Origin of the sequence: Vibrio sinaloensis DSM 21326, assembly GCF_000189275.1 — a bacterium.
GTDB classification, from domain to species: Bacteria; Pseudomonadota; Gammaproteobacteria; order Enterobacterales; family Vibrionaceae; genus Vibrio; species Vibrio sinaloensis.
On sequence record NZ_AEVT01000083.1, the window covers coordinates 82,394 to 106,234 of the forward strand.

Genomic DNA, 23,841 nt, shown 5'->3' on the forward strand with positions numbered 1-23,841 from the left:
AAGCTTACGCTCTGCGTAACAAATGCTCGCTGTGCGTCTGTCGCTTGGCGGGATACATTTTCTTCAGCGACAAAATGAAGGAAATGAACATGTCATCTCATCTATCTTATTGGTTCAAGCAAGCGTTAGAAATGGAATCCCCGCTCGACACTCAAACTCTCGCAACAGATATTTCAGCGGATGTCGCGATCGTGGGTGGCGGTTACACCGGTCTTTGGACCGCAATTATGCTTAAACAACAGCAACCGCATCTCGATATCGTTGTGATAGATAAAGGGTTATGTGGCAGTGGAGCATCTGGGGCTAACGGTGGTTGCATGCTGACTTGGTCGACCAAGTACCCCACGTTAAAGCGCCTATTCGGTGAGGAGCAAGCAAAATGGTTAGTGGAAGAGTCTGAGCAGGCGGTGTACGACATTGAGCAATTCTGCTTTGAGCACAATATTGATGCGCAGCTTTACCGCAGTGGGACCTTCTATACGGCCACTAACTCGGCGCAGCAGGGGCAGATGCAACCGATCGTCGAACAACTGGAACAGCTTGCCTGTAACAGTTGGACAAGTTGTTCAAAGCCAGAGTTGACGGCCTCTACCGGTTCGAACCAGCATATTGAAGGCCACTATTCACCTGCGGCAGGCAGCGTCCAACCTGCGCTATTGGTTCGAGGTTTGCGTCGTGTGGCAATTCAGCTAGGTATCAAGGTATATGAAAATACCGCGATGGAGAGGCTCGAATTTGGCTCTCCCGCTGTCGTTAATACGCCACATGGGAGCATCTATGCAGGTAAAGTCGTGTTAGGTTTGAACGCTTGGATGATCGAACATTTTAAGCCGTTTAAGCGCAGCATTGTGGTTGTCTCATCCGACATGGTGATAACCGATCCAATCAAAAAGCAACTCGAGCAAAGTGGCTTAAAACAGGGCGCGTCAGTCGTCGATTCAAGAATATTCGTCCATTATTATCGAGATACCAAAGACGGGCGCCTCATGCTTGGTAAAGGCGGCAATCAGTTCTCATTCGCCAATCGTGTTGACCCTATGTTTAATAAACAAAGTCAGTATGCTGATTTAATTTCGCGCTCGTTTAGCCACTTGTTTCCAGAGCTGGGCCAATCTGAATTTGCATACAGTTGGACAGGAGGCTCAGATCGCTCAGTGACAGGTTTGCCTTTCTTTGGTCATTTAGATGGACAGGAAAACATCGTTTATGGCTTTGGTTATTCTGGTAATGGTGTGACTCAAACTCGGATCGGAGCTAAGATTCTTACTTCTTTGGTGTTGGAGCGACAAGATGCTTGGTCACAATGTGGTTTAGCAAAAGGACCACTAGGGTATTTCCCACCAGAGCCAATACGTTGGTTAGGCGCGATGATGGTGAGAAATGCGGTAAGGAGAAAAGAAGACGCTGAAGATCGGGAAGAGACACCTAGGCCGTGGGATAAATGGCTGGCAAAGTTTGCTGGCGCTGCAGGCAAAGCGGATAAGGTTGAATAACACCAATCAAAGCCTGAGCCCAGAGTTGTCCTTATGGCCATAATGTTGGTGTCATATTTTGTTGGCAGGATGAGCGTTTGTTTTATTAAAGCGCTCATCTATGTCTTACAATACGCACGCTCAACATTCACACCGTTTTTTACCGCCATTGAATGCTTTGAAGGCGTTCGAATCTGCCGCTAGGTTGAAAAGCCTCACCAAAGCGGCGCAAGAGCTAAACGTCACTCGCGCGGCTGTGAGTCAGCAAGTTAAGTTACTTGAACAGTACCTAGAGGCAACGCTGTTCGAACGAAGCGGTTCACAACTGACACTCACCGATGACGCACAGTATTATTTGCCACTCCTAACTCAAATGTTCGACTCACTTTCGGTTGGCACAGAGCAACTGTTTGAGCGGAAAAGGCGTAACTTGCTCACGCTCAATATTGCTCAGAGTTTTTGTCATCAATGGCTAATACCTAGGCTTGCTGAATTTCAACGCCTCCACCCAGATTTAGAGCTCAAGATCGCCACGACATCCAATCCTTATCCAAATACCAGCCAAACAGCGGATATTGAAATCATCAACGGTGTGCTGCCAAAAGGCAGTCAATATGCTGAGCGACTTACCAGTGAACATTGGGTTCTCGCAGCCTCTCCGAGCTACATCAAGCAGCACGGCGTAGCGAAAGTTTCTGATATCGCAAAGGCAGAAAAGCTCTCTACTACCGGGTATAGAGAAAACTGGAACTACTGGTTCAATCGAATCGGCTACTGCCAAGACTGGGTTAAGCCAACGCTCAATTTTGACCATTCTTTGCTTGCAGTCGAAGCCGCAGTATGTGGGTTGGGGATTTTAATGGTCAAAGATGTATTGATAGAAAATCAATTAAAGCAGGGAGAGTTGCAGATCGTTGGAGAATGGAAAATCCCCTGCGAGACGAGCCACTACACACTGTGCCATAACCCATCGAACCCGATGGCTATCCAGTTTTTTGATTGGTTAAAGCACAGTGTCGACTAGCTGAGTTTGACTATTCGCAAGGTGGCGCCATATGAATTACGGCGAGTCCGCCTAAAGAGGTCTCGCGATACTTTCGATTCATATCTTTACCAGTTTGGTACATAGTAGCAATCACTTTATCAAGAGAAATTAGACACTTACTGGTGCGTTTTAGTGCCATTCTCGAAGCATTAATCGCTTTCATTGCTCCCATTGCGTTTCGTTCAATACAAGGAACTTGGACCAAACCGCCGATTGGGTCGCAAGTCATGCCCAATGAATGCTCCATTGCGATCTCTGCAGCGATACAGATCTGCTCATTGCTTCCTCCACGCAGTGCTGTCAGTCCAGCAGCAGCCATGGAAGAAGAAACACCGACTTCACCCTGACAGCCTACTTCGGCGCCCGAAATGGATGCATTCGTTTTGTACAAAATGCCAATCACACCCGCAACGGCGATAAAGTCTTTGATCTGCTTGAGGTCGAGCTCTTTAATGAATCTGTGGTAGTACATGAGCACGGCAGGGATCACGCCAGCTGCACCATTGGTTGGCGAAGTAACCACTTGGCCGCCTGCAGCATTTTCCTCACTGACGGCAAAAGCAAATAAGTTTATCCAATCCATTACTTCCATTGGATCGGTCTCGATTGCCGCATTCGCTTCGAGTTTTTTCAGCAGGTTTGGTGCTCGACGAGTAACATTCAAACCGCCTTCTAAGATACCTTCTGTTTCAAAGCCGCGCTGCATACATAAAGACATGACCTTCCAAATTTGCTCGGCTTTACGATCAATCTCGTCGGCGCTCCAGAAGCTCAGTTCATTTTGCAGGATCATACCACCGAGGCTGAAACCGTTTTGTTCCGCTTGCGCTAACATTTCATCGGCGCTGGTAAATGGGAAGGGAACATCGACCGGCTTGTCATTGCTGCCATTTTGTAACTCATCCGCGGTAGCAATAAACCCACCACCGATAGAATAGTACGTTTCCGTCGCGAGCTGCTCACCTTTGGCATTAAACGCGGTTATTGACATACCATTTTCATGCAAGGGCAAGTTATCACTATGGAAGAGGATATCGTCGTCATAACTAAATGTAATTGGCTGTTGCGCGCCAAGATTCAATACACCATTGCCTACGGCCTCATGCAGAGCCTCTTTGGCACTGGTCATTTTAATCGTATCCGGTTTATTACCCAGTAAGCCAAGAACGACGGCGCGGTCAGTATGGTGGCCTTTACCCGTTAAAGAGAGTGAACCGAACAGATCGACTTGAACTCTGTGCGTCTTGCTTATGTCAGACGCAAGTAACTGAGTAAAATGGTATCCTGCGAGCATAGGACCGTTGGTGTGGGAGCTGGAAGGACCAACTCCAACTTTGAAAATATCAAATATCGACAGCATAAACTTGTTTCCTGTATCTTTCAGTGCTGACAAGGCCTGTTGGTCAGGCTCTCTTAATAATAGTTAACATACTGTTAACCTGGCTTAAACTACCGACAAAATTTCCTTTTGTACAGATATCATTCAAATAGAGGTAAATAAGTGAGAAGTGGTCAAACAGAGAGTATTCGCGATGTGATCATTGTCCTTGGTAAAAGATTGGTGTGTGATGAGTTGACTGCTGAAGGTCGCTCACGAGTCTCAGCGCTTCCAGCGCACCTCAGCCAATTCAACATTGAGTCGACTGTTTTAGTGTTTTGTGGCGGGGTGACGGGCGATCAGACACAATCGGAAGCGAAGCGAATGCTTGAATATTTTACCGCCATTGCGCCGGAGTGGTTAAATCGGCCTGCAATGATTCTGCTTGAAAATACCTCGACCAATACGATGGAAAATTTTACTAACGTCGCCAACATTTTGCTGGAAAAGGGAATTCGCGGTCCTGTAAATATCTCGTTTGTCAGCAACGACTATCATTTAGAGCGTCTGTTTCAGATTCAGTCTTTGTTGGATGAGCAGGGCTTGTTGAAAGGTTTTCAGCAGCAATGCCACCAAGCAGGCTTAGAGGTGAACATCAGTGACAACCAACGGCAGCATCGCTTGGTTCCATACCCGCATCAAAACCGAGCAGGAGAGTGTTTTTTGGCGCTTGATGAGCTCACTGTTTATCGAGTGTTTTTACAAGGGGTGTCACTTGGGGTATTTGAGCGTCCGCTAGAGGAAGTGTACCTTGAGCCTTACCAGATTGCTAAGCGAGCGCTGGAACGCTTAATGAGTTGGGTTGTCGAGCCGCAAGTGAGAGAAGAAGTCGCTCACCTCGACCAACTTGTGACTCGGATGCACAGTGGTACAGATAGGGATGTGGTGAACGAGTGTTTACCGAAATTTCACACTAAGCTGACTGCTTTAAACCGTCAATTAGACCCAGAAAGCAGCCAGCAGTCATGTGATTAGGAGTTGCTGTCTGACTGAGAGTGATTGCGATAATACTCCCACTGTTCGATGCGATTTCCGTCTGAGAGTACGCAGTAGGTAACGCGTTGATTGTTTTCGCTCACTGTGTCTAACTCACCGCCTTTCTGAACACAGTAGACCGCAGCAGGGTTAGCCAATGAGGTGTACTCTTTCACTTCATACTCGTCTGGCTCACTTACACATCCAGCCAGAACCAAGGTACCAACTATAGCGAACAATAGATGGGTCTTTTTCATCTTACTTTCTCCAGTAGCTCAACAATACGCATATGAGTATAGGATAAGCGATTAAAAACATTGTCTTAAGTTTGTTAAAAGTAGGGGGGAGTCTAGAATAATAAGAGGTTGGTCATACTAACTCGCGGTTTTATTGTTGTAACATAAAGGCCACTTATAATAAGGTATCTTATACTATTAAATTCGCATAAGCATAGGACGTGCAAGATGTCAGAGCAGAAATTTCGCCTAGTCACTCGCAGTGACTTTGATGGTCTAGTTTGCGCTGTTTTACTCAAACAAATGAACCTCATTGACGATATCAAATTCGTTCACCCGAAAGACATGCAGGATGGAGTAATTGAAATTACCTCCCGCGATATTGTCACTAATCTACCGTATGTTGCTAATGCCCACCTCGTTTTCGATCACCACTTATCAGAAACAATTCGCAACGAAGGTAACCCTGAAAATCACATTATCGACCCTAATGCACCATCGGCAGCGCGTGTTGTCTGGGAGCATTACGGTGGTGAGAATACCTTTCCAAGCGCGTGGCTAGATATGATGGAAGCGGTTGATAAAGGGGATTCTGCCCAGTTCAATCGTGACGAAGTGTTAGATGCATCGGGCTGGAACTTGCTGAACTTCCTGATGGATGCGCGCACTGGTTTAGGGCGTTTTCGTAACTTCCGCATCTCCAACTACAATCTAATGATGGATTTGATTGAGTACTGTAAGAACCACTCAATTGAAGAGATTTTACAGTTAGAAGACGTAAAAGAGCGTATTGATCTATATCGAGAGCACGAAGTGCTATTTAAAGATCAAATTCAGCGTTGTGCTACGGTTCATGACAACTTGGTTCTCCTCGATTTAACGGATGAAGAAACCATTTACGCGGGTAACCGTTTTATCATTTACGCCTTATTCCCACAGTGTAATATCTCAATTCATAAGATGTGGGGATTCCAGAAGCAAAACACCGTTTTTGCAACGGGCAAATCGATTTTTGATCGAGGCTCAAAAACTAATGTTGGTGAGTTGATGCTGAAATATGGTGGTGGCGGTCATAAAGCCGCGGGGACTTGCCAAATCGATAACGACAAAGCCGACCAAGTTCAGCAAGAGTTGATAGACGTTATTACCGCTGACGGTTAGTGACACCAAGAATAAAAAAAGGCGCTTTGAAAGCGCCTTTTGTTTTGCAAGGTAAGTTACAGCATTACCGCTAGAGAGTGATAGGGTGTCAACGTCATCGACGCCGCCAGTGTTTCGACCTCTCCTTCATTACTAATGAGCGTGCTACATGGTTTACCCACTAAGTGTTCTGGCAGCTCAATATTAACTTCGTCACCGCTAAAGTTGCTGATGACAACAATATGCTGTTGTGAATCTTTCCTCTCGTACGCAAAGACTTTGTCGTGCGATTCCAAAAGCGGAATGAACTCCCCATAAACAATAACAGGGTGCGCTTTTCTTAGTGCCACTAACTGTTGGTAGTGGTAGAAAATAGAGTGCTTGTCGTCCAAAGCTGCCGCGACGTTAATTTGAGGATAGTTAGGGTTAATTTCGATCCAAGGATCACCATCAGTAAATCCGGCATTGCGTGAATCGTCCCAGTGCATCGGCGTTCGAGCATTGTCGCGGCCATTTTCATGGATGGCCTTGAGCATGTGCTCGTGGCTTACACCAGATTCCGTCTTCACTTTATAGAAGTTCAGCGTTTCAATATCTTTGTACTGTTCAATGGTATCAAACGCGACATTGGTCATTCCGATCTCTTCGCCTTGATAGATGTAAGGTGTGCCTTTCATCATATGCAGTGTTGTAGCGAGCATCTTGGCTGATTTAACTCGGTGTTGTTTGTCACACCCGTATTTCGAAACAACGCGCGGTAGGTCGTGATTGTTCCAAAACAACGAGTTCCAACCTTGGTCTTTCAGTTCGACTTGCCATTTAGTGAGGACTTGTTTGAATTCGATTAAATCAAGCGGCTGTGGTTGCCATTTATCGCCATTTTGCCAAGTTAGCGTGATGTGTTCGAACTGGAACACCATAGAGAGCTCATTGCGCTCTGGATTGCTGTACAATTTGGCAATTTCTGGTGTCGCGCCCCACGTTTCACCTACGGTTAATAAATCCTTGTCACCGAAGGTCGCCTGATTCATTTTTTTCAGTAACGGGTGCAAACGCTCGCCATTGCCTGTAATGCCTTTATCAATCTCTTTGCCGATCAGATCGATCACATCCAAACGGAAGCCGCCAATCCCTTGGTCAATCCACCAATTCATCATGTCGAACACTTTGTCGTGCAGTGCGCTATTTTCCCAGTTAAGGTCAGGCTGACGCTTTGAGAATAAGTGGAAGAAATACTGTTGGTTCTCTTCATCCCATTGCCAAGCGCTGCCTCCGAAAATTGAATCAATATCGCTTGGCACTGAGCCATCTTCGTTAGCATTACGCCAAATGTAGAAGTCTCGGTATTCACTGTCAGGGTTAGATTTGGCCTCGACAAACCACGGGTGCTCATCAGAGGTATGGTTGACCACCAAATCCATGACAATACGAATGCCGCGTTGTTTGGCTTTGTCGAGCAATTCACGCATGTCGTCCATGCTGCCAAACTCAGGCGCGATCGCTTGGTAATCGGAGATGTCGTAGCCGTTATCATCCATCGGCGACTGATAGACAGGTGAAAGCCAAATAACGTCAATACCGAGACTCTCTAGGTAATCGAGCTTACTAATGATGCCTTGTAGATCACCGACACCATCACCATTTGAATCACAAAAGCTACGTGGGTAGATTTGATAAACGACACTGTCATGCCACCAACGCTTTTCCATTTTTTCTTTCCTGCTGTTTGAATCGGAACTGAGTCAAACTATAGCGGACTAAAAAGCGCAAAAATAATTGATTCTTTGAATTGGGTTATAGAAAAAATCAATACCAAAGGCTAATCTCACCCAGTAATTTTGACTTGTGATATAGCTAATGGATAAACAGTACCGTTATTTTTATGAAGTTGCGCGTCAGGGAAGCATTAAAGCCGCGGCTGACAAGCTCTACATCAGCCAGCCTTCGTTGACGACTGCGATTAAAAAACTTGAAGAGCAGTTAGGTGCCGACTTGTTTATACGCCGCTCTAAGGGCGTTGAACTGACGGAGTATGGCTGGGTTTACTTTCGATATGTTCAGGAAGTGCAGGAAAAGCATACTCAAATGATCCACCAGCTTTCCGATATGAAGCTGCGTAGCGGAGGGAAAATTAAACTTGGGGTTGGTGAGGCATGGTGGGCTTTGTTCGCCCATCAAGCGATTGAGGCATTCAGCCAACAATACCCAAACAGTTCAATGCATATTGAATTTGGCAATGGTTTGTCCATGCTGCACCACTTAGTTAATGACGATATTGACCTGTTTGTTGGCCATGAAATCAATGGGATCAACAGCCGTTATCGGGTGCGATTCATTCCTTTATTTCAAGAGAGAGAAGCTTGGTACGTTCGCCCACAACATCCTTTGCTTAACCAGCAAGATATCGAAGAGCTTGCGGCAAACTACCCCTTACTAAAAGTGACGCCTGATCATGCACGCCATGGTGATGTGTTAACGGAAGAAGGGGCAGAGCTGTTTACTGTTGCGGCGCAAGAAACTCGCGTCATTTACGAGTTAGATAGCCTCTCTGCCAGTATTGACATGGTAAAGATGAGTAACGCCATTATGCCGTATACGTCGAAAATGGCAGACTACATGCACGAGCGAGGTTTGGTGCAACTGTGGCTCAATCAAGATCAGATTGGTCAAGTTGGTATCTATACCAAAGTGGGCACTCTAACGGAACCAACCGCAGATTTAATTGAGTTGATCACAAAAAAAGCCGGAGCATAAACTCCGGCAAAAATTACGAACAATAAAGGACTCCAGCTACCTCAACAGGATTCACTGATGAGGTAGTGGTAATGAAATACAGGCGGGAACAGTACTAGTTAACAATTTGCTTCGCAGCGGTATCCAACGCTTCCTGAACGGTCTGCTTACCTTGCATTGCGTTATCGATCGCAGCACCTTCTGCGAACCAGTAAGCCGTCATTTGTGGAATGTTTGGCATGATTTCGCCATTCTCAGCGTTGGTCATGGTCGCTTTAATGCGGTCATCTTTTTCCAGGATATTTTGGAAAGACTTCAACGTCACCGCACCGAGTGGTTTGTCGTCATTCATCACTTTCAGTGCATCATCGACAAACAAGTAATTCTCTAGGAACTCAACCGCTAAATCGCCATTCGGGCTCGCCGCGTTAATGCCTGCGCTTAATACGCCGACAAATGGGTTACCTTTACCACCGTTTAGGGTTGGCAGAACCGCTACGCCGTAGTTGACGCCCATTTTATCTAGGTTGCCCCAAGACCAAGGGCCGTTGATGGTCATGGCCGTTTCACCTTTGCTAAAGGCGGCTTCTGACACTGAGTAATCCATATCTGGGTTTACAACGCCTTGATTGACCATATCCACAAGGAACTGCAGCCCTTTTACGCCCGCTTCGTTGTTAACGCCAGTTTTGGCACCATTATAGCCTCCAGCGGTTTTTTCAAATGCATAGGCACCACCAGAAGAGATCATTGGCCAAGTGAAGTAGGCGTTTTTCACATCCCACATGATGGCTGTTTTGTTCTGAGCCTGCATTTTCTTGTGGATATCAACGAGTTCTTCCCACGTTTTTGGCGGCTCTGGCAGTAGGTCTTTGTTGTAAATTAGAGAAGGGGCTTCGATGGCCATTGGGTAGCCCATCAACTTACCGTTGACGGTAACGGCATCCCAACTGAAATCGACTAGCTTGTCTTTAAACTCTTTGCTCGGAGTGACCTCTTTCAACAAACCTGCTTCTGCGTACCCGCCAAAGCGATCGTGCGCCCAGAAGATGATGTCTGGTCCCATACCTTTAGCGGCGACTTTTTCAAAGCGAGACTCTAGCGACTCTGGGTGCTGTACGATGACTTTCACACCTGTGTCTTCTTCGAATTGTTGACCGATTTTTGCTAGACCTTCATAACTTTTATCACCATTGATCCAAATAGTGATTTCGCCTTCCGTCATCGCCGCGACAGGGCTAGACGCTAAGACTGCAAGCGTAATGAGAGAAAGAGGTTTCACGAACTTTTTCATTGTTATTAATCCTTGTCATTAGGTTATGAGCGAATGTAAACCCAATGCATATAAAACGAAAATAGATTATCAATAGCTGAATATAGATAGAAGCTATATCACTGATTAAAAAGGTGGCGTAATTCAGCAAAAACGGCGCAATGAAACCATAGCGCCGTATATACCAGTTCGAATTATTGTGACCTTTCGCAGTTAGCTCTCAAAATGGAAAACCTCGCCTGACATCGCGGGAATAGACAGAGTCAACTGGCCATCAACCACTGTTACGTCTTGCGCTTCAAATCGTGCACCAAACTGGCCGTGGTGCAGCCCTAACTTCCATGCCTCGACGGTGACTTGATTGGGCTGCTCTGCAAGGTTAAAGCAGCACAGAGAGCACTTATCACCGAGCTGACGACTAAAGATGAAGCTTTCATTGTCGTGGTACAGCAATTGATAATCGCCTTTTTGCAGCTCAGGGTGTTGAGTACGCATTTGGGTAAGCTGTTGGAAGAAAGGTAAGTAGGCGTTGCTATCGACCTCGTGCCACGGCATACAGCGTCGGTTATCTGGGTCATGGCTTCCCAGCATTCCCAGTTCGGTCCCATAGTAGATACATGGCGTGCCTACGTAACTAAATAGTAAGGTTGCCGCAAGCTTAAACAGGCGAGGATCGTGTTTGACCAATTCTAAGAATCGAGCAGTATCATGGCTATCTAGTTGATTCAGTTGACTCAATTGGTTGGCCCAAGGGATCTTGGCTCTTGCTTCGGCCTGCCAATCAAGAAACTCACTGATAGACAGCTCGATCGGGTCAAATGCAATGTCCAACTTCGCCAGTAAAGCACGCACGGGGTGAGCAAAACCGTAATAGTTCATTGCCCCATCTTCTTGATCGCCTTGTAGCCATTGACTGGCTTCGAAGAAGTGCTCACCCAGTACATAACAGTCAGCATTGACTTGTTTGGCCGACTCACGAAACGCCTTCACATAGTGAGCATTGTTTTTTGCTCCTTCACCTTCGCCAAGCATATGAATCACATCGAAGCGCCAACCATCAATGGAGTAGGGTGGTTTAAGCCAGTGTTTAATGACCGCCTCTTCACTTTGATAGATGTAATCTTTTACCTGCTGATTTTCGAAGTTGAGCACAGGTAGTGATTGGATGCCTTTCCAGCCGATGTAGTCTTGGCTGCCTTGATTAAAAAAGTAGTAATCTCGATAAGGCGATGATTCCGATTGATAAGCACCGAGCGTGGTGTGTAAGCCCTGTAGATTAAACCATGGATGCTCTGTGGACGTGTGGTTAAACACGGCATCTAACATCACTTTCATATCACGCTGGTGAAGGTTGTCGCACAGCGCTGCAAAGTGCTCATTTGTCCCTAGGTGTGGATCAATGTTCAGGTAGTCTGAGGTATCGTATTTATGATTACTCGGCGCAGTAAAGACTGGATTAAGGTATAACGCGGTTACTCCTAGCTCTTGCAAGTAATCAAGCTGCTGCTCGACACCGTACAAGTCACCACCGTAAAACTCGCAGCCACCATTTTCGCTATCAACTGGCTGACCCCACTGCTTGGCAATAACCGCTTTACGTCCACCAGAGACGCGATATTCATTATCCCGTACACTGATTTCTGGCTTACCGTTGCTAAAGCGATCAGGAAATATCTGATAAAAGACTTGCTCACTGACCCAGCTAGGCGGTTGATGCTGTGCGTTAAATTTAAAATGCGTTTCTCTGCCGGGCACTCGAGTATGAACCCCAAACGCATCGAGCCAAAATTGCTTATCTTCTGTGATCAGTTTAAATACGTAGTGACTGACTGGACGATCTTTATTTAGTGAAATAGTCGCACGCCAGTAGTTGAGACGCTCACTTTCGCCATCTAGCACCATATCAACCAAATACTCTTCGTTGTCAGGTTCATGGCGAACGCAGACTCGTTTTACAGGCAAGCTTTTCTCGGTTGCGAGCTTCAAGGTTAGCGTGTGATCAGTGTGGGTTAACCAGTTGGACGTTTGGCCATGATAGAGGTACGGCAATGTCATTACGCAGGCTCCTTAGCGGTGAACTCATCCAAGTTGAGGAACAAACAATCGAGCGGAGAGAAATGAATTGCAATACGGCCAACGCCTTTTGTGACGATCAGTGATAGTTTTTGCTCGTTCAATTGGTTTGTTAACGAATACTCGCCATCAGACAGTTGCCACTCGGTGATAAGAGAACTAGGAATGATGAGTTCGATGTCTTTATCGCGTCTCGCATCGAAGTTCGCGGCAATGATCAGCTTTTGAGTTGCACTTGAGCGCGCAAAAGCAAACAACTGGTCTTGCATATCAGCGAAATTATCAAAGTTCGCTGCATATAAGTCATGATATTGACCAAGCAGAGCCGGGCTATCCAATGCTAGATTAAGCAAGGTTTTATAGAACTCACGCAGCGCCTTTTCGGATTCTGATAGTAAGCCACCGTCAAATTCGCCGTGATTCATCCATCGCTGGTGGTGCGGGACTCCAATATAGTCGAAGATGGAGGTACGCGATGCTTGGCCAAACCCTGCATTCTCTGCACCCGGTTCACCCACTTCTTGACCAAAGTAAATCATGGTTGGCGCGGTTGACAGGCAGGTAGAGATCAACATTGCAGGTTTTCCTTTTTCTGCGCAGCCTGCAAATTCGGGTGAGGCGACACGTTGCTCATCATGATTATCGAGAAAGTGCAACATGTGATGCTCAATATCGGCAAGCTGATGCTGAATACGGCCTATTTCGCGAGTAGAACCTTTGTTTTGCATGACCGCTTTGAGTGAATCATAAAGATCGACTTTGTCGTAGAGATAATCCATTTTTCCCATCTGGATATAGTCTCGATAAAGATCCGGTTGATAGACTTCAGCCATGAGAAAAGCGTCGGGATTTTTGTGTTTAATCCAAGAGTTCATGTAGCTCCAGAACTCGACCGGAACCATTTCTGCCATGTCATAGCGGAAACCATCAACCCCTTGCTCGGTCCAGTAAAGGGCGATGTCTTTGAACTTCACCCACGAGCTAGGCACTGACTGCTGTTGCCAGAACTCAAAATGCGCTTGATGAGGCTTGTCACGATAGTCTTCAGGCAGTGTGGCGAAGTCTTTGCTACCATCTGGACGCACGCCGTAGTTCACTTTTACTGTTTCAAACCAGTCATCAAAATTGGGTTTCGCCAGTCTCGAACCGTTTCCGGTCCACTTGGCAGGGAACTCGTGAAAAGACTGGTTAAGTAACGGGTGTTGCTCACCACCAAGTGGAGGGTGCTGCTCTAGCTCGTCAGGTAACTCAAACGCTTGGTTAGGAATGTAATAGAAATTGTTATCGCGAGTGTATTCTTGGCTTGTGTCATCTTCGGCACCAAAATCAATCACTCCTTGTGGATTGTTTTGCCCCTTATAAACACGAGCAACATGGTTAGGGACAATATCAATGATGACTTTCATTCCTGCCTTGTGAGTGCGTTGAATCAATGCTGCAAATTCTTCATTTCGCTGAGCTGGATTATCCGCCAAGTCTGGGTTGACCGAGTAATAGTCTTTAACCGCATAAGGAGATCCGGCACGTCCTTTGACCACGCTAGGATGATCATTTTCGATACCAATGTCCGTGTAATCTTGGATCACGGCGTGATGAGGTACACCTGTGTACCAGATGTGGCTGATGCCAAGCTTGTTGATCTCTTCCAGCGCCTTATCGGTAAAGTGGCTAAATTTGCCTAGTCCGTTCTGCTGTGGGGTTCCCCAAGGGGTAAATTCTGTTTGGGTATTGCCAAAGAGGCGAGTGAACACTTGATAGATATTTTTCTTTTTCATTTGCAGAGTTTTCCGCGGTTTCTACGTTATGCGCTTAGGCTAAAACAAGCCTATTTAAGACTACTCATCCCTAAGGCTAAATTTAGGGGGCGTAGAGCCGAAAAGTGTGATTTGTATGGAGAATAATCTCTAATTCAAAGGCCACATATTTCGCCAATTGAGTGTGTTATGCCTCACATATAATAGGCAATTATCAATCTTTATACGCTTGAGTTTATAAAATACAAACCTGCAACTTATTGAAAGTAGGAGTGTTTATCTATGGCTCTATCAGTAAAGGATTTACTACCTTTCTCTATAGCGAGTTTGGTCATGTTTAGCGTTGCCTGTCTCTCATCACCGGTTCCCCCAGATGCTCATTATGGGATGTTTATTGCCAATAAGAGCTATGGACATTCGCTTCATATAGAACAAGTCAATGGTGTCGATTATGTCACCACTGCTTGGGGGAAAGCCGCTATTGACGTCGATTTGCAAGGGGGCTTTAACGCTAAAGATCACAATGTGACTCTGTATGGCAAGTTTGACCGCCTTAACAATGGTCAGTATCAATTCGGAGAACTTACTTACTTCAATGTTCACTATACGTTTAGCCGCACAGAAACGCCCCAAGGCTCCGAGTTGGTCGCAAAGCTGTTTGATATTCCGTCGCTTTTTGTTCCCATTTCAGGTGCTAATGAGTGTAAAAAGTGGCAAAAAGTGAATGATGTACCCTTTGACCAGTCAAAAGTGCGTGAGTTAAGTGAGCTAAGTGCCAACCCAAACAACTCTTACTCAGATACAACAAGCCTTCTCATCGCTAAAAATGGCAAGTTGGTGGTTGAGGAATATTTCAATGGTTGGGACCCGGAATTTCCACATACCATCCAATCCATTACCAAGAGTTTAACGTCATTGGCAATGGGGGATGCGATCAATCGGGGGCTAATCAAAAGTGAAGCGCAGAAATTGTCGGAGCTGATGCCAGCCTACGCTGAGCTATTGAGCGGCGACAAAGCTCAACTGACGTTGGCTCACTTGTTAACGATGGGCGCTGGTTTGGACTGGAATGAGTGGTCAACTTCTTACGAAAATCCTAACAACCCGAGACAAAAGGAAATGGCGAGCCTTGATCCAATCGCGTTTGTGCTGGATCGTGGTCTCATTTCAAAGCCGGGAGAGCAGTTTCGCTATAACGGCGGTTTGGTGACAATCATCGGTGAGTTACTTTCTCAACGAGCAGAGGTGGATAACTTTGCGGATTACTGGCGAACGAGTCCGTTGAATGCGCTGTGCTTTGAAAATGCCTACTTCACCAACCAAACTGGTGGAGTGACCAATGCCGCTGGTGGCGGAATGTTGCGGCCGATTGACTTACTTAAAGTCGGCCAACTTGTAGCGCAAGATGGTGTTTGGCAAGAAAAACGGTTGCTGCCTAAAGGTTGGATTGAACGTTCTACTCAGCGACACTTAGCCACGGGAGATGGCATTTATGATTACGGCTACTATTGGTGGCTGGATGACATTGACGTGGCGGGTAAAACTTACCCAGTGACCTTTGGCTTAGGTTATGGAGGCCAGGTGGTGGCGATTGTCAATGAGCTAGACTTGGTTGTTGCTCGAACCGCGACCCATTTTATGGGCCGAACGCCAAACATTGAGATGATGAGGGATTACATTATTCCAGCGTTTACTTTGTAACTGAGTAACTGCTAAGTCTCTATTTCTGGATCTAAGCTCACAGAATTAACACGCTGTGAGCTTTTTATTTGTTTGCTTGGTTGTGTTTATTTCTCTTCTAATCAGAAAGTTATCTTGCCTATAGCGTGTTTTAGTCGTCCTTAGGTTTACTTTGACAACTCATGGTTCTTTTCTACGCTTAATTAGGCAAAACGTCAGTTGAAAAGGAGAACATAAATGGCGAAATTAAGACAGGACATTCCCAACCGCGTCACCGTATATCACGATGATGTCGAGCAAGAGAAAGCACTAAAAGATGCGATGCTGCCTGAGAAGCCAAGGTACTTTAATGGCTCACCGACGTATCAGGCAGGCAGCGTAGACGAATTCAAATCTAAGTTGAGCCAGATAGGTATGTCGATCGACGTTTAAACCTCAGATCATTGTATAGGCCCGTCATATGACGGGCTTTTTTATTTACCAACCGAGATCTGGTTACGACCATTATGCTTGGCTTGATACAAGCAATTGTCTGCCTTTATTAAGGCTTGAGCAAATGGTTGGTCTTTTGGCCAATCTACCAACCCCATACTGACCGTGACTGGGCGAGCATGGCTTGAGCATAGTTTGCCAGCCAGCTCGTGCTCGACTCGCAGGCGGATTCGCTCGGCGATTTGCAGCGCGTCATCGAGTGAGGTCTCGGGCAAGAGTAGGGCGAACTCTTCGCCGCCGAGGCGACCTAAGACATCACTGCTGCGAATCTCACAGTTTACTGCCTGGCAGAAGGCTATCAGTATTTCATCACCAATGGCATGGCCGCATATGTCGTTCACTTGCTTAAAGTCATCCAAATCCATCATACACACGCAACAAGAAGCGTTGAGTCTTCGTAACTCTTCTGCTCCGTTGACCAAAGCTCTGCGATTCAGTACTCCTGTGAGTGAGTCTTCACGGGCTAACCGGGTCAGCTCCGATTCCTTCTGCTTGATCTTGCCCGCCATATCGGAAAAAGCGGTGAACAAGTCGCCAATTTCATCATTGCGTGGCTTGTACTCAGTATCTGCTTTACCCATTCTTGATAAGGTTGAAATTCGGCGCCTCAAATCGGTGATGGGAGAGGCGATAAAATGAGAAAGGTAAATGATTAAGCCGATAAACAGTAGTAACCCCATAGCGATATAGAGAACCACTTCGCGGAGCAGGGTTGCGTTGTGTTTATTAATCTCTTTCTCAGAGACGAACACCAGTAAAGTGACGCCTTGTTGTTCGAGTTTTAAACTGATGTTGTCGTCAAAAACCAAGTGCTTTTTAATATTTAGACCGACAGGTTGGTTAATCATAATTCCACCAAGGTCTTGGCGAAAAATAGGACTCGTGGTCGGGTTCAGACCATTACGCTTTAAACGGTCTAAACGCATATAATGCGAACTCGATAACGACTGTAAGCCATCGTTACGAACCATCAAAACATCGACAAATTCCAGTCCACTCTCGGTCAATGATCGCTTGATGTCGAAAATCAGGTCTTCAATGAGGGTTCTATCTAGAACCGCGGTGTAGTAACCCACCAAGTTTTTATTGCAATCGATGAGTGGGCGAGAGTAAAAGTAGGTTTCGTTGTCGAAAATTAGCCCCAAGCGGTTGACGGCTTCGTTAGAGGCAAGATTCACCACTTGCTTAGGAAGGTTGCGTTTTTCACGAATTTTGTTCAACTGAGTGCTAAGGTCGCGGCTGACTTGGGAGTTTTCTTCACCATGTTCTTGAAGCCCCAGTATTTGATTGAGAACCTCTTTTTCTCGCGCTTGATTTCTTGGGTAATTGAGTTGCCATTCTTCGTATGATCCATTCAATAGGCTGATGGCATTGTCAGTCAAGATTCGAGCGTTATTGAGGTTTTGCCTAAGTACGTGGCGGTTACTCTTGTTGGATGACAGGTGGAAGTGAATTACGCGACCAGATAAGTCTGAGATTAACATAGCAGAGAAGCCGTTGGTAAAGCTCAGCGCATTGGACGACAGTTCGGGAAGAGAAGTTTCGTTCGTTGAACAAAGCGTCATGGCCGAGCTCAACCGATCAAACTCGGTAAATCGTCCCTCGACATAATGGCTAATCTCGTTTGCACCTAGTAAAGCCGATAACTGACTAGAACGGAAGATATGGTCAATCGTCAGTTTCTCACGGGCTTTGTAGTAGGCATAACCGAAGCCAAAAATACACGCGGCTAGCGGAAGGAGAATAAAGAATATCTTAATGCTCAGTTTGTTCATCGGCTGTACTACTTCTTTGGTCTGGCGGACTGATGATGCCGAGGCTCTTAATTACTTTAAGTTTATGGTCCTTAAACTGACCCAAATACATAGGTAAATCAATGTGGTGATCTTGCCTAACCGTGAGCTTTAAGCCGCCTTGGTACAATGATGTGCTGGGGAGGGCATTGATCATTTTCTCTTTGTCTACCTCGCCGGCTTGAGAGAGTGCGTCAGCGAAAAGATAGACGAGATCATAGTGAGATTTGCTTGAATAGGTCACAACCGCATCCTCGCCGTAGCGATTGCGATAGTTGCTCACGAAACTTTGTGTGACTTGATTGTCTAGACTGCTAAAGAAATGAAGCGCTGTGAGTACTCCATTTAAGGACTCATCATCTAGGTTGTTGAGATAAGTTTCATCTGCAGCGAACGCGACGATTTGGATATCGCGCTCAAAGTCGAATTGCTTCATTTGGGTTAGAAAAGAAAAACCATCTCCCCCAGGCAGTATTAGCATTAAATTGTCGGCGCCTGACTGCTTTATTCTTTCAAATACAGGGTGATAGTTGCCTACACCAAATGCGGTAAACTCGGTTCCAAGCACTTTTCCATTATGTTGGTTAACCGACTGAGTAATGCGTTCAGACATTCGGTGCGGCCAAATATAGTCGTAGCCGAAAATATAAAACGTATCGCTGACGTTGTTTATTAAATACGGCACGATGGGTTCAATGTAATGTTCAGGTATGGTGCTGTAGCAGACGAGATAGCGGCTGGTGTGTTGACCTTCGTAGTCCATGCCATAAAAAAGGGGCGTTTGAAAGGTTTCTGCAACCTCGGTCATTGCATAGCGAGAGGCACTACTGACTGGGCCTAGCAATGAGAAAACCTGATACTGTTGCACCAGCTCCCGACTAAACTTAACACTTTTCGCTGGGTTTGTTTGATTATCTCGAATAATGAGTTCGAGCTGTCGGCCGAGTACGCCACCAGACTCGTTAATTTCATCAATGGCGAGCTGAGCTCCTTTTAACGCTTGCTGTCCATAGATCGAAAATGTACCAGTAAGCGGTAGGACCGCGCCGATTTTTATCTTGCTCGGTTCTGGCGTACAGCTTGAACTGAGCAGTGCCATTAGAGACACAACACAACAGTTGAAGATCTTTTTCACTTGCATATTGAGCGTTTTGCTTATTGTTTTATTTACACGTCTTTCAACGATATTACGCAGCTAAAATGACGTTAAAAGGGCATGGCTGCGTGATATCGGTACTAAGAACATTAAAGAGCTGACTAAGGTAAGCATAGTCACATTTAGCAAAGCTAAGGGACTGGCGAGTAGGAAAGCGCTGTTGATCACCTTTTACTTATATACAGTGATATGATGACCAACTAATGAGCGATGTACGCTATTTGGAAGCACAATATGTCTCGACAAAATCGAGGATCTCAAGTTTTGTGGCTGAGCTATACCTTGCTGCTTGAACAACGATTTCCGCGAGCAGATCATCTTCACAATAGAAGTACGCAACGGGTGCTTGTAACACATCTGCGATACGTTTTACGGTTGCATAATCTGGCGCATGCTTCCCGGTTTCATACTGACTAATTCTTGCACTTGCGCCTGCCGGCTCCATCCCTAGCTTGTATCCCAGCTCTTCCTGGGTAATTCCTTGTTTTTTTCTAATGTGTCTTAGCCTTCTAGGTAATGGGCTAGTCATTCAATCGGCACCTCCATAATAAAAGCAGGGATATATTAACCTTATAGCATTAGATAAATTACTAAGGAATTTTTAGATCCAACTTCTTTGGTTGATAATCTTGTGAATTGATAAATGGTTTTACATGGTTCTAACTTATATCTTTATTACAGAATATATCTCTAATTTAGCATTATCTTAAGATTAGGCAAATATAGACTTTTTCTTTTTAATTAGTACTTTAGTGCTAGCGGGAATATCGGGAAGGTTATTTATTGATCAGTTTTTGCGTTGAATTTAAATATATCGAACAGGAATAAAACAAAGCCAGGGCATTCTGGCTTTGTTATTTTGCGACAATTCTGATGTTTTATGTTTTTAATCTGTAATGGTTGTTAATAGTAAATCAAAACCTGTCGGGTCATCATCTATCGCGACTGCTTGGTATACCGTTTCGTTTGCCAATGAAACGAGCGCAGGCCCAATCGCCGCAGTTTTTGTTCCGGTTGGAGTAACTGTGACGTAGTAGTCTCCAGCCGCGACATATATACCTTGTTGATACTCTTTAAAATCGAAACCGCTGATCGCGGGTGTCGCTGTTGAGATGTCGGTGGTCGCAGTTAAATACACATCTACGGTTGAAGCACTGGGTGCTGCGTGAATAACGTTAAGCACAGCACTGGTTGCGACGGGTCTACGTTCTGTCTCGATCACTAGCGCTTCTATCGTAGCGAGTTTGTTTACGGCAAATATGCCATAGTCCATGCCTTTGTTGAGAGCTACGTCCATTTCATCAATCACAAGGGTGCCTGGAGTGTTATCTGGGTAAACGCCAATATCGTAATCTCCGCCCGCAATAGCAGTATAAGGAGACAAATCTTTAAAATCGAGGTCAGAGATGGCTTCGCTACCGTTGAGAGAAACATCCACTCTCGGTGCGTCACTCACCAAGTGGCCCACTTGTACTTCAGCATTTTCGGTTAGGTTATAAATGATGGATGAACTTGAACCATCTAGAACCAATAGCTTAACAAGGGAACTACCACCACTGTCTTGGTTGGGGATAGCCGCGATGGTAAGTTCACTGTTAGAGGCGAGAGAGACGGTCCCAGAATCGAAAGCAACGGTTTTGGTCCCGGCCAGTGTTAAGCGAACTTGGTAGTCGCCACCAGCAATGTTCACTACGCCGGTCGAATCTTTATATGCCAACGTATCCAGTGCACTCGCGCTGTTAATATCAGCGCCAGGCGCAGTCACGTACAGGTCGACATCGGGTACCCCTGCCGAAGCATGGACTACCTGCACGTCGAGAGAAGAAGCGTTAGCCTCTCCGATTGCTGGACGCTCTATAACCAGTGCTTCAACGGGTTCACTGCCACCCGCGGCTGCTTCACCCACGACAAACACTGTGTATTTGTTGTCTTCGTCCAGGTATAAGCGAGTTTTGGGTATTACGGTTGTTGTTGCGCCGCCGGCAAGCTGTACTTCCACTTCAACGCGATTGTAACCTGCATCGACACTAAGGTAGCCAGAGCCAACACCGTAGTCGACACCAACTAAAGAGGGCGAGTTGTTGATCCAAACGTTAGCTAACGGTGCGTCAACGGAGGCATGAACGGCTTGAAGTGCGCTTTTTTCGTCATCGTCATCACAACCGACCAAAGCTAATGATGCCACGAGGGCGACGACGCTGTATTTGTTCCACATAATTTAGTCCCTACACCGAAGGTTTCGGCGTTATTACGATACATTTCTCGCGTCCTCATACCGGGCCGCGATTTGATTGCAACCACCGACATTGTCCAGTGTCAGTAGTCATGCTTAGGGACTAGTCCAAAGTTCTAACTGTAGTACGGGGTGAGGCAAACTCAGATCAACGATGGTCAGAATATATTGGCCTCATTATGTCACTTACAGGGCTTTACGAATTTCGTCTTCACATAAGCCAATGATCTGAGGTGTAAATTCTCTTCTTGCCGGTATACGCTGGCTAATGGCGATATGACGAGCTAGCGAGAGTAAACGAAAGGTATTGATGGCCGAAGCGCTGTCGGTTAGCCCACTTAGCAAGGCATAGCGATGTACAAATTCGTCTAAAGCGGTCTGAGCGAAGAAAGGGTCACCGACCTCTCGCAAGCACTGCTCTTGAATGTGTGCAACAAAGTTACCGACATCGATGAACGGTGAACCATGGCAAAATAAATCGAAGTCCAGTAGATAAATGGTTTGCTCACTGACGAGGATTTGATCGTGATAGAAGTCTCTGTGGATTGGTCGTGAAGGTTGATGCGGCAACTGGGCGACGAGTACCTGACTCCAACTAAGAATTCGCTGTACCCGTGTTTTGTGCTCAGGAAGTTTAGAGATTATCCTCTGAAGGTTTTGTTCCAAAATAGATAGCTCATCCTCGATGGAATGGACTTTGTTGGTTTCCAAAACGCAATTGTGCAACTTATAAAGGGCAAATGCGAGTCGTCGGGGGAGAGCGAGGTTATGACCATAGCAAAAAGGTTGGAAAAGCGGATGACCTGTTACTTTCTCTTGAAACCATATGTTTAAATGGGGAAGGGCGACGATGGGTTTTGGCACTTGTACGCTGCCATCGTTTTTGGGGCTAAACCCAGATTCATACAACGCGTTCTGCGTGCACCAACTTGCGTTGTCGAATCCTTTTGCGCGTATTTTACCTATCAGGCTCGTTTCTTTCGACCAGCATTCTATAATCGCGCGCTTGCCGACCTTAAACCGAGTGAGTACGCAGTGTTCGATTTCATCGCATGGGCTATCCAAAAGCGCTAAGTTCAACTCTTTAAGGTTGAGTAAATGTGTCAACTGAGGCATTGAGGGGTCTAAATGGAGCCACTCGCCTTGCGGCACGGAGCTCGTCAAATATTGATGACACTTGCAGAGTATCTTGCGACTCGCGGCTCGCCAGTCATGCATACCGAATCTTAGTGGGTGATAGATGAGTTGAATTAGGCCGATTGCCCGAAACAGCATAACCTCTTGGTGGTTCACGTCACCAAGCGTCTTATAGCCGTCAAGCAGTGACTGTTCAATTTTACCCAGCTGCTCTACATCAAGCAGCTCTACTGCGACTTTGTAGTCTAAGTGAGCCAAGAAGTTCCCAATATCAAAGGAGGAGTACCAACAACAGATGTTGTCGAAATCGAGTAACTTGGCTCCCTCAGGAGTGATGAGCACTTGCTCGGCGTAGAAATCGCCATGTATAAAGCAGCTTGGTGTGGGAAGGGCGTTGATTCGCTGGACTAATTGTTCTCCAAGCCACAATACCTGTGCGCTATTTTCGGGCAGCACATGGCTCGCGTCATCGACATGCTTGATGAGCAAACGAGAAAATTTGTCGGTAGATATTGGTTTAATTTTCTTAGAACAGTGGCTGTTATGTAGCGCTGAGAGAGCTTTTCCACATTGGTAGTATTGCTCCAACTCTTGTTCAGTTAGCTGACCTTCTTGCTTGAGATGTTCACCTTCGATCCAGTCGTAGATCAATAAACAATGTTTGTCGCTTTTGCCGCGGAGCGTGGCGAAAGGGCTAGTGTCACGCTTGAGGTAGCTCTTCGCCACCGCTGTGTACCTCTCTTGGGTATACACTTTTACTACGGCTTGTGTTCCATTCGGAAAGTTTAGTCTTCCCACAAAGCGGCGTTCAGGTTTGTACTGGAGAGGAGTAACAGAGCACAGGACTTGAGTGTTGTCGAATAGCGCGCGTTGCAACAACGAGCGACGTTCATGCGGCGTTATAAGAGCGGCCAATCCAGAAAGTCGGTTGTCGCATGGGTAGCGATATAAAACAACTTGATTCTCGATGTCGACCTTACAGTGACTTTGAGCCAAGGTACTTGTTGTCGTCATCTTCTCTACAGCTTTAGAGACTTTAGCTGGGTCAGAGAAAGCTTTTGCGTAAAACAAGTGGAACTGCCCGGCGTACTTTGTCTGATAAAGACATAGGCAACTGGTGTTTGGTTTATACCTAAGATATTCGCGTTGAACGGGTTCAACGCCGGAGATATTGAATATTTCACTAAATAGCCCCGTGATTTGTGGGCTATCAAACAGAATAGGCATACCAGGAATGTGGTCGTCGCTAGGGTGAGTTTGCTGTGCCATTC

At 46.0% G+C, this 23,841-nt stretch carries 18 protein-coding genes; 7 read left to right on the plus strand and 11 right to left on the minus strand.

Going from position 1 to position 23,841, the window contains the following annotated elements:
- Positions 1-89: 89 nt before the first annotated feature.
- Entirely contained in the window at positions 90-1,493 is a 1,404-nt protein-coding gene (locus RH45_RS14810) for an FAD-dependent oxidoreductase (RefSeq protein WP_008078488.1), read from the plus strand.
- 100 nt (positions 1,494-1,593) lie between these two features.
- A complete protein-coding gene (locus RH45_RS14815) occupies positions 1,594-2,496 on the plus strand; it encodes a LysR substrate-binding domain-containing protein (RefSeq protein ID WP_008078490.1) in 903 nt (300 codons plus the stop codon).
- Positions 2,497-2,506: 10 nt separating this feature from the next.
- On the opposite strand, the gene RH45_RS14820 is transcribed toward RH45_RS14815, so the two are convergent.
- Positions 2,507-3,877 (minus strand): L-serine ammonia-lyase, encoded by a 1,371-nt coding sequence (locus tag RH45_RS14820; RefSeq protein WP_008078492.1) that lies wholly within the window; start codon positions 3,875-3,877, stop codon positions 2,507-2,509.
- 141 nt (positions 3,878-4,018) lie between these two features.
- On the opposite strand from RH45_RS14820, the gene RH45_RS14825 reads away from it, so the two are divergent.
- A complete protein-coding gene (locus tag RH45_RS14825; RefSeq protein ID WP_008078493.1) occupies positions 4,019-4,870 on the plus strand; it encodes a YdcF family protein in 852 nt (283 codons plus the stop codon).
- Here the strand turns inward: RH45_RS14825 and RH45_RS14830 are convergent.
- Positions 4,867-5,127, minus strand: a complete 261-nt coding sequence (locus tag RH45_RS14830; RefSeq protein WP_008078495.1) for a putative hemolysin — start codon at positions 5,125-5,127, stop codon at positions 4,867-4,869. The genes RH45_RS14825 and RH45_RS14830 overlap by 4 nt on opposite strands.
- 207 nt (positions 5,128-5,334) lie before the next feature.
- On the opposite strand from RH45_RS14830, the gene RH45_RS14835 reads away from it, so the two are divergent.
- Positions 5,335-6,267: a hypothetical protein gene (locus RH45_RS14835; RefSeq protein ID WP_008078496.1), complete on the plus strand. Its 933-nt coding sequence runs from the start codon at positions 5,335-5,337 to the stop codon at positions 6,265-6,267.
- 56 nt (positions 6,268-6,323) lie between these two features.
- On the opposite strand, the gene RH45_RS14840 is transcribed toward RH45_RS14835, so the two are convergent.
- Positions 6,324-7,955, minus strand: coding sequence for a glycoside hydrolase family 13 protein (locus tag RH45_RS14840; protein ID WP_008078497.1), 1,632 nt, complete (start codon positions 7,953-7,955; stop codon positions 6,324-6,326).
- A gap of 148 nt (positions 7,956-8,103) precedes the next feature.
- Between RH45_RS14840 and RH45_RS14845 the strand changes: the two genes are divergently transcribed.
- Positions 8,104-9,000, plus strand: coding sequence for a LysR family transcriptional regulator (locus tag RH45_RS14845; RefSeq protein ID WP_008078498.1), 897 nt, complete (start codon positions 8,104-8,106; stop codon positions 8,998-9,000).
- Positions 9,001-9,094: 94 nt separating this feature from the next.
- Here RH45_RS14845 and malE read toward each other — a convergent pair whose 3' ends face one another.
- The 3 genes from malE to RH45_RS14860 form a co-directional block, all read right to left on the minus strand.
- Positions 9,095-10,273, minus strand: a complete 1,179-nt coding sequence (malE, locus tag RH45_RS14850) for a maltose/maltodextrin ABC transporter substrate-binding protein MalE (protein ID WP_008078499.1) — start codon at positions 10,271-10,273, stop codon at positions 9,095-9,097.
- A 192-nt stretch (positions 10,274-10,465) separates the two neighbouring features.
- The gene (malZ, locus tag RH45_RS14855; RefSeq protein WP_008078500.1) at positions 10,466-12,307 is read right to left on the minus strand and encodes a maltodextrin glucosidase; all 1,842 of its coding nucleotides are present in this window, start codon (positions 12,305-12,307) and stop codon (positions 10,466-10,468) included.
- Positions 12,307-14,100, minus strand: coding sequence for an alpha-amylase family protein (locus RH45_RS14860; RefSeq protein ID WP_008078501.1), 1,794 nt, complete (start codon positions 14,098-14,100; stop codon positions 12,307-12,309). The genes malZ and RH45_RS14860 overlap by 1 nt, the downstream gene beginning before the upstream one ends.
- Before the next feature lie 261 nt (positions 14,101-14,361).
- On the opposite strand from RH45_RS14860, the gene RH45_RS14865 reads away from it, so the two are divergent.
- Both RH45_RS14865 and RH45_RS14870 read left to right on the plus strand, forming a co-directional pair.
- Entirely contained in the window at positions 14,362-15,780 is a 1,419-nt protein-coding gene (locus tag RH45_RS14865; RefSeq protein ID WP_008078502.1) for a serine hydrolase domain-containing protein, read from the plus strand.
- A gap of 216 nt (positions 15,781-15,996) precedes the next feature.
- Positions 15,997-16,191: a hypothetical protein gene (locus tag RH45_RS14870; protein ID WP_008078504.1), complete on the plus strand. Its 195-nt coding sequence runs from the start codon at positions 15,997-15,999 to the stop codon at positions 16,189-16,191.
- Between the two features lie 41 nt (positions 16,192-16,232).
- On the opposite strand, the gene RH45_RS14875 is transcribed toward RH45_RS14870, so the two are convergent.
- The 5 genes from RH45_RS14875 to RH45_RS14895 form a co-directional block, all read right to left on the minus strand.
- Entirely contained in the window at positions 16,233-18,026 is a 1,794-nt protein-coding gene (locus RH45_RS14875; protein WP_008078506.1) for a GGDEF domain-containing protein, read from the minus strand.
- Positions 18,007-19,185, minus strand: coding sequence for a substrate-binding protein (locus tag RH45_RS14880; protein ID WP_008078508.1), 1,179 nt, complete (start codon positions 19,183-19,185; stop codon positions 18,007-18,009). The genes RH45_RS14875 and RH45_RS14880 overlap by 20 nt, the downstream gene beginning before the upstream one ends.
- A 232-nt stretch (positions 19,186-19,417) precedes the next feature.
- Positions 19,418-19,729, minus strand: a complete 312-nt coding sequence (locus RH45_RS14885) for a helix-turn-helix domain-containing protein (protein ID WP_008078510.1) — start codon at positions 19,727-19,729, stop codon at positions 19,418-19,420.
- A 357-nt stretch (positions 19,730-20,086) separates the two neighbouring features.
- Positions 20,087-21,415 (minus strand): DUF4397 domain-containing protein, encoded by a 1,329-nt coding sequence (locus RH45_RS14890; protein WP_008078512.1) that lies wholly within the window; start codon positions 21,413-21,415, stop codon positions 20,087-20,089.
- Between the two features lie 204 nt (positions 21,416-21,619).
- On the minus strand, positions 21,620-23,839 hold the full coding sequence (locus RH45_RS14895) for a phosphotransferase (RefSeq protein ID WP_008078514.1): 2,220 nt from the start codon (positions 23,837-23,839) through the stop codon (positions 21,620-21,622).
- Between the last annotated feature and the right edge of the window lie 2 nt (positions 23,840-23,841).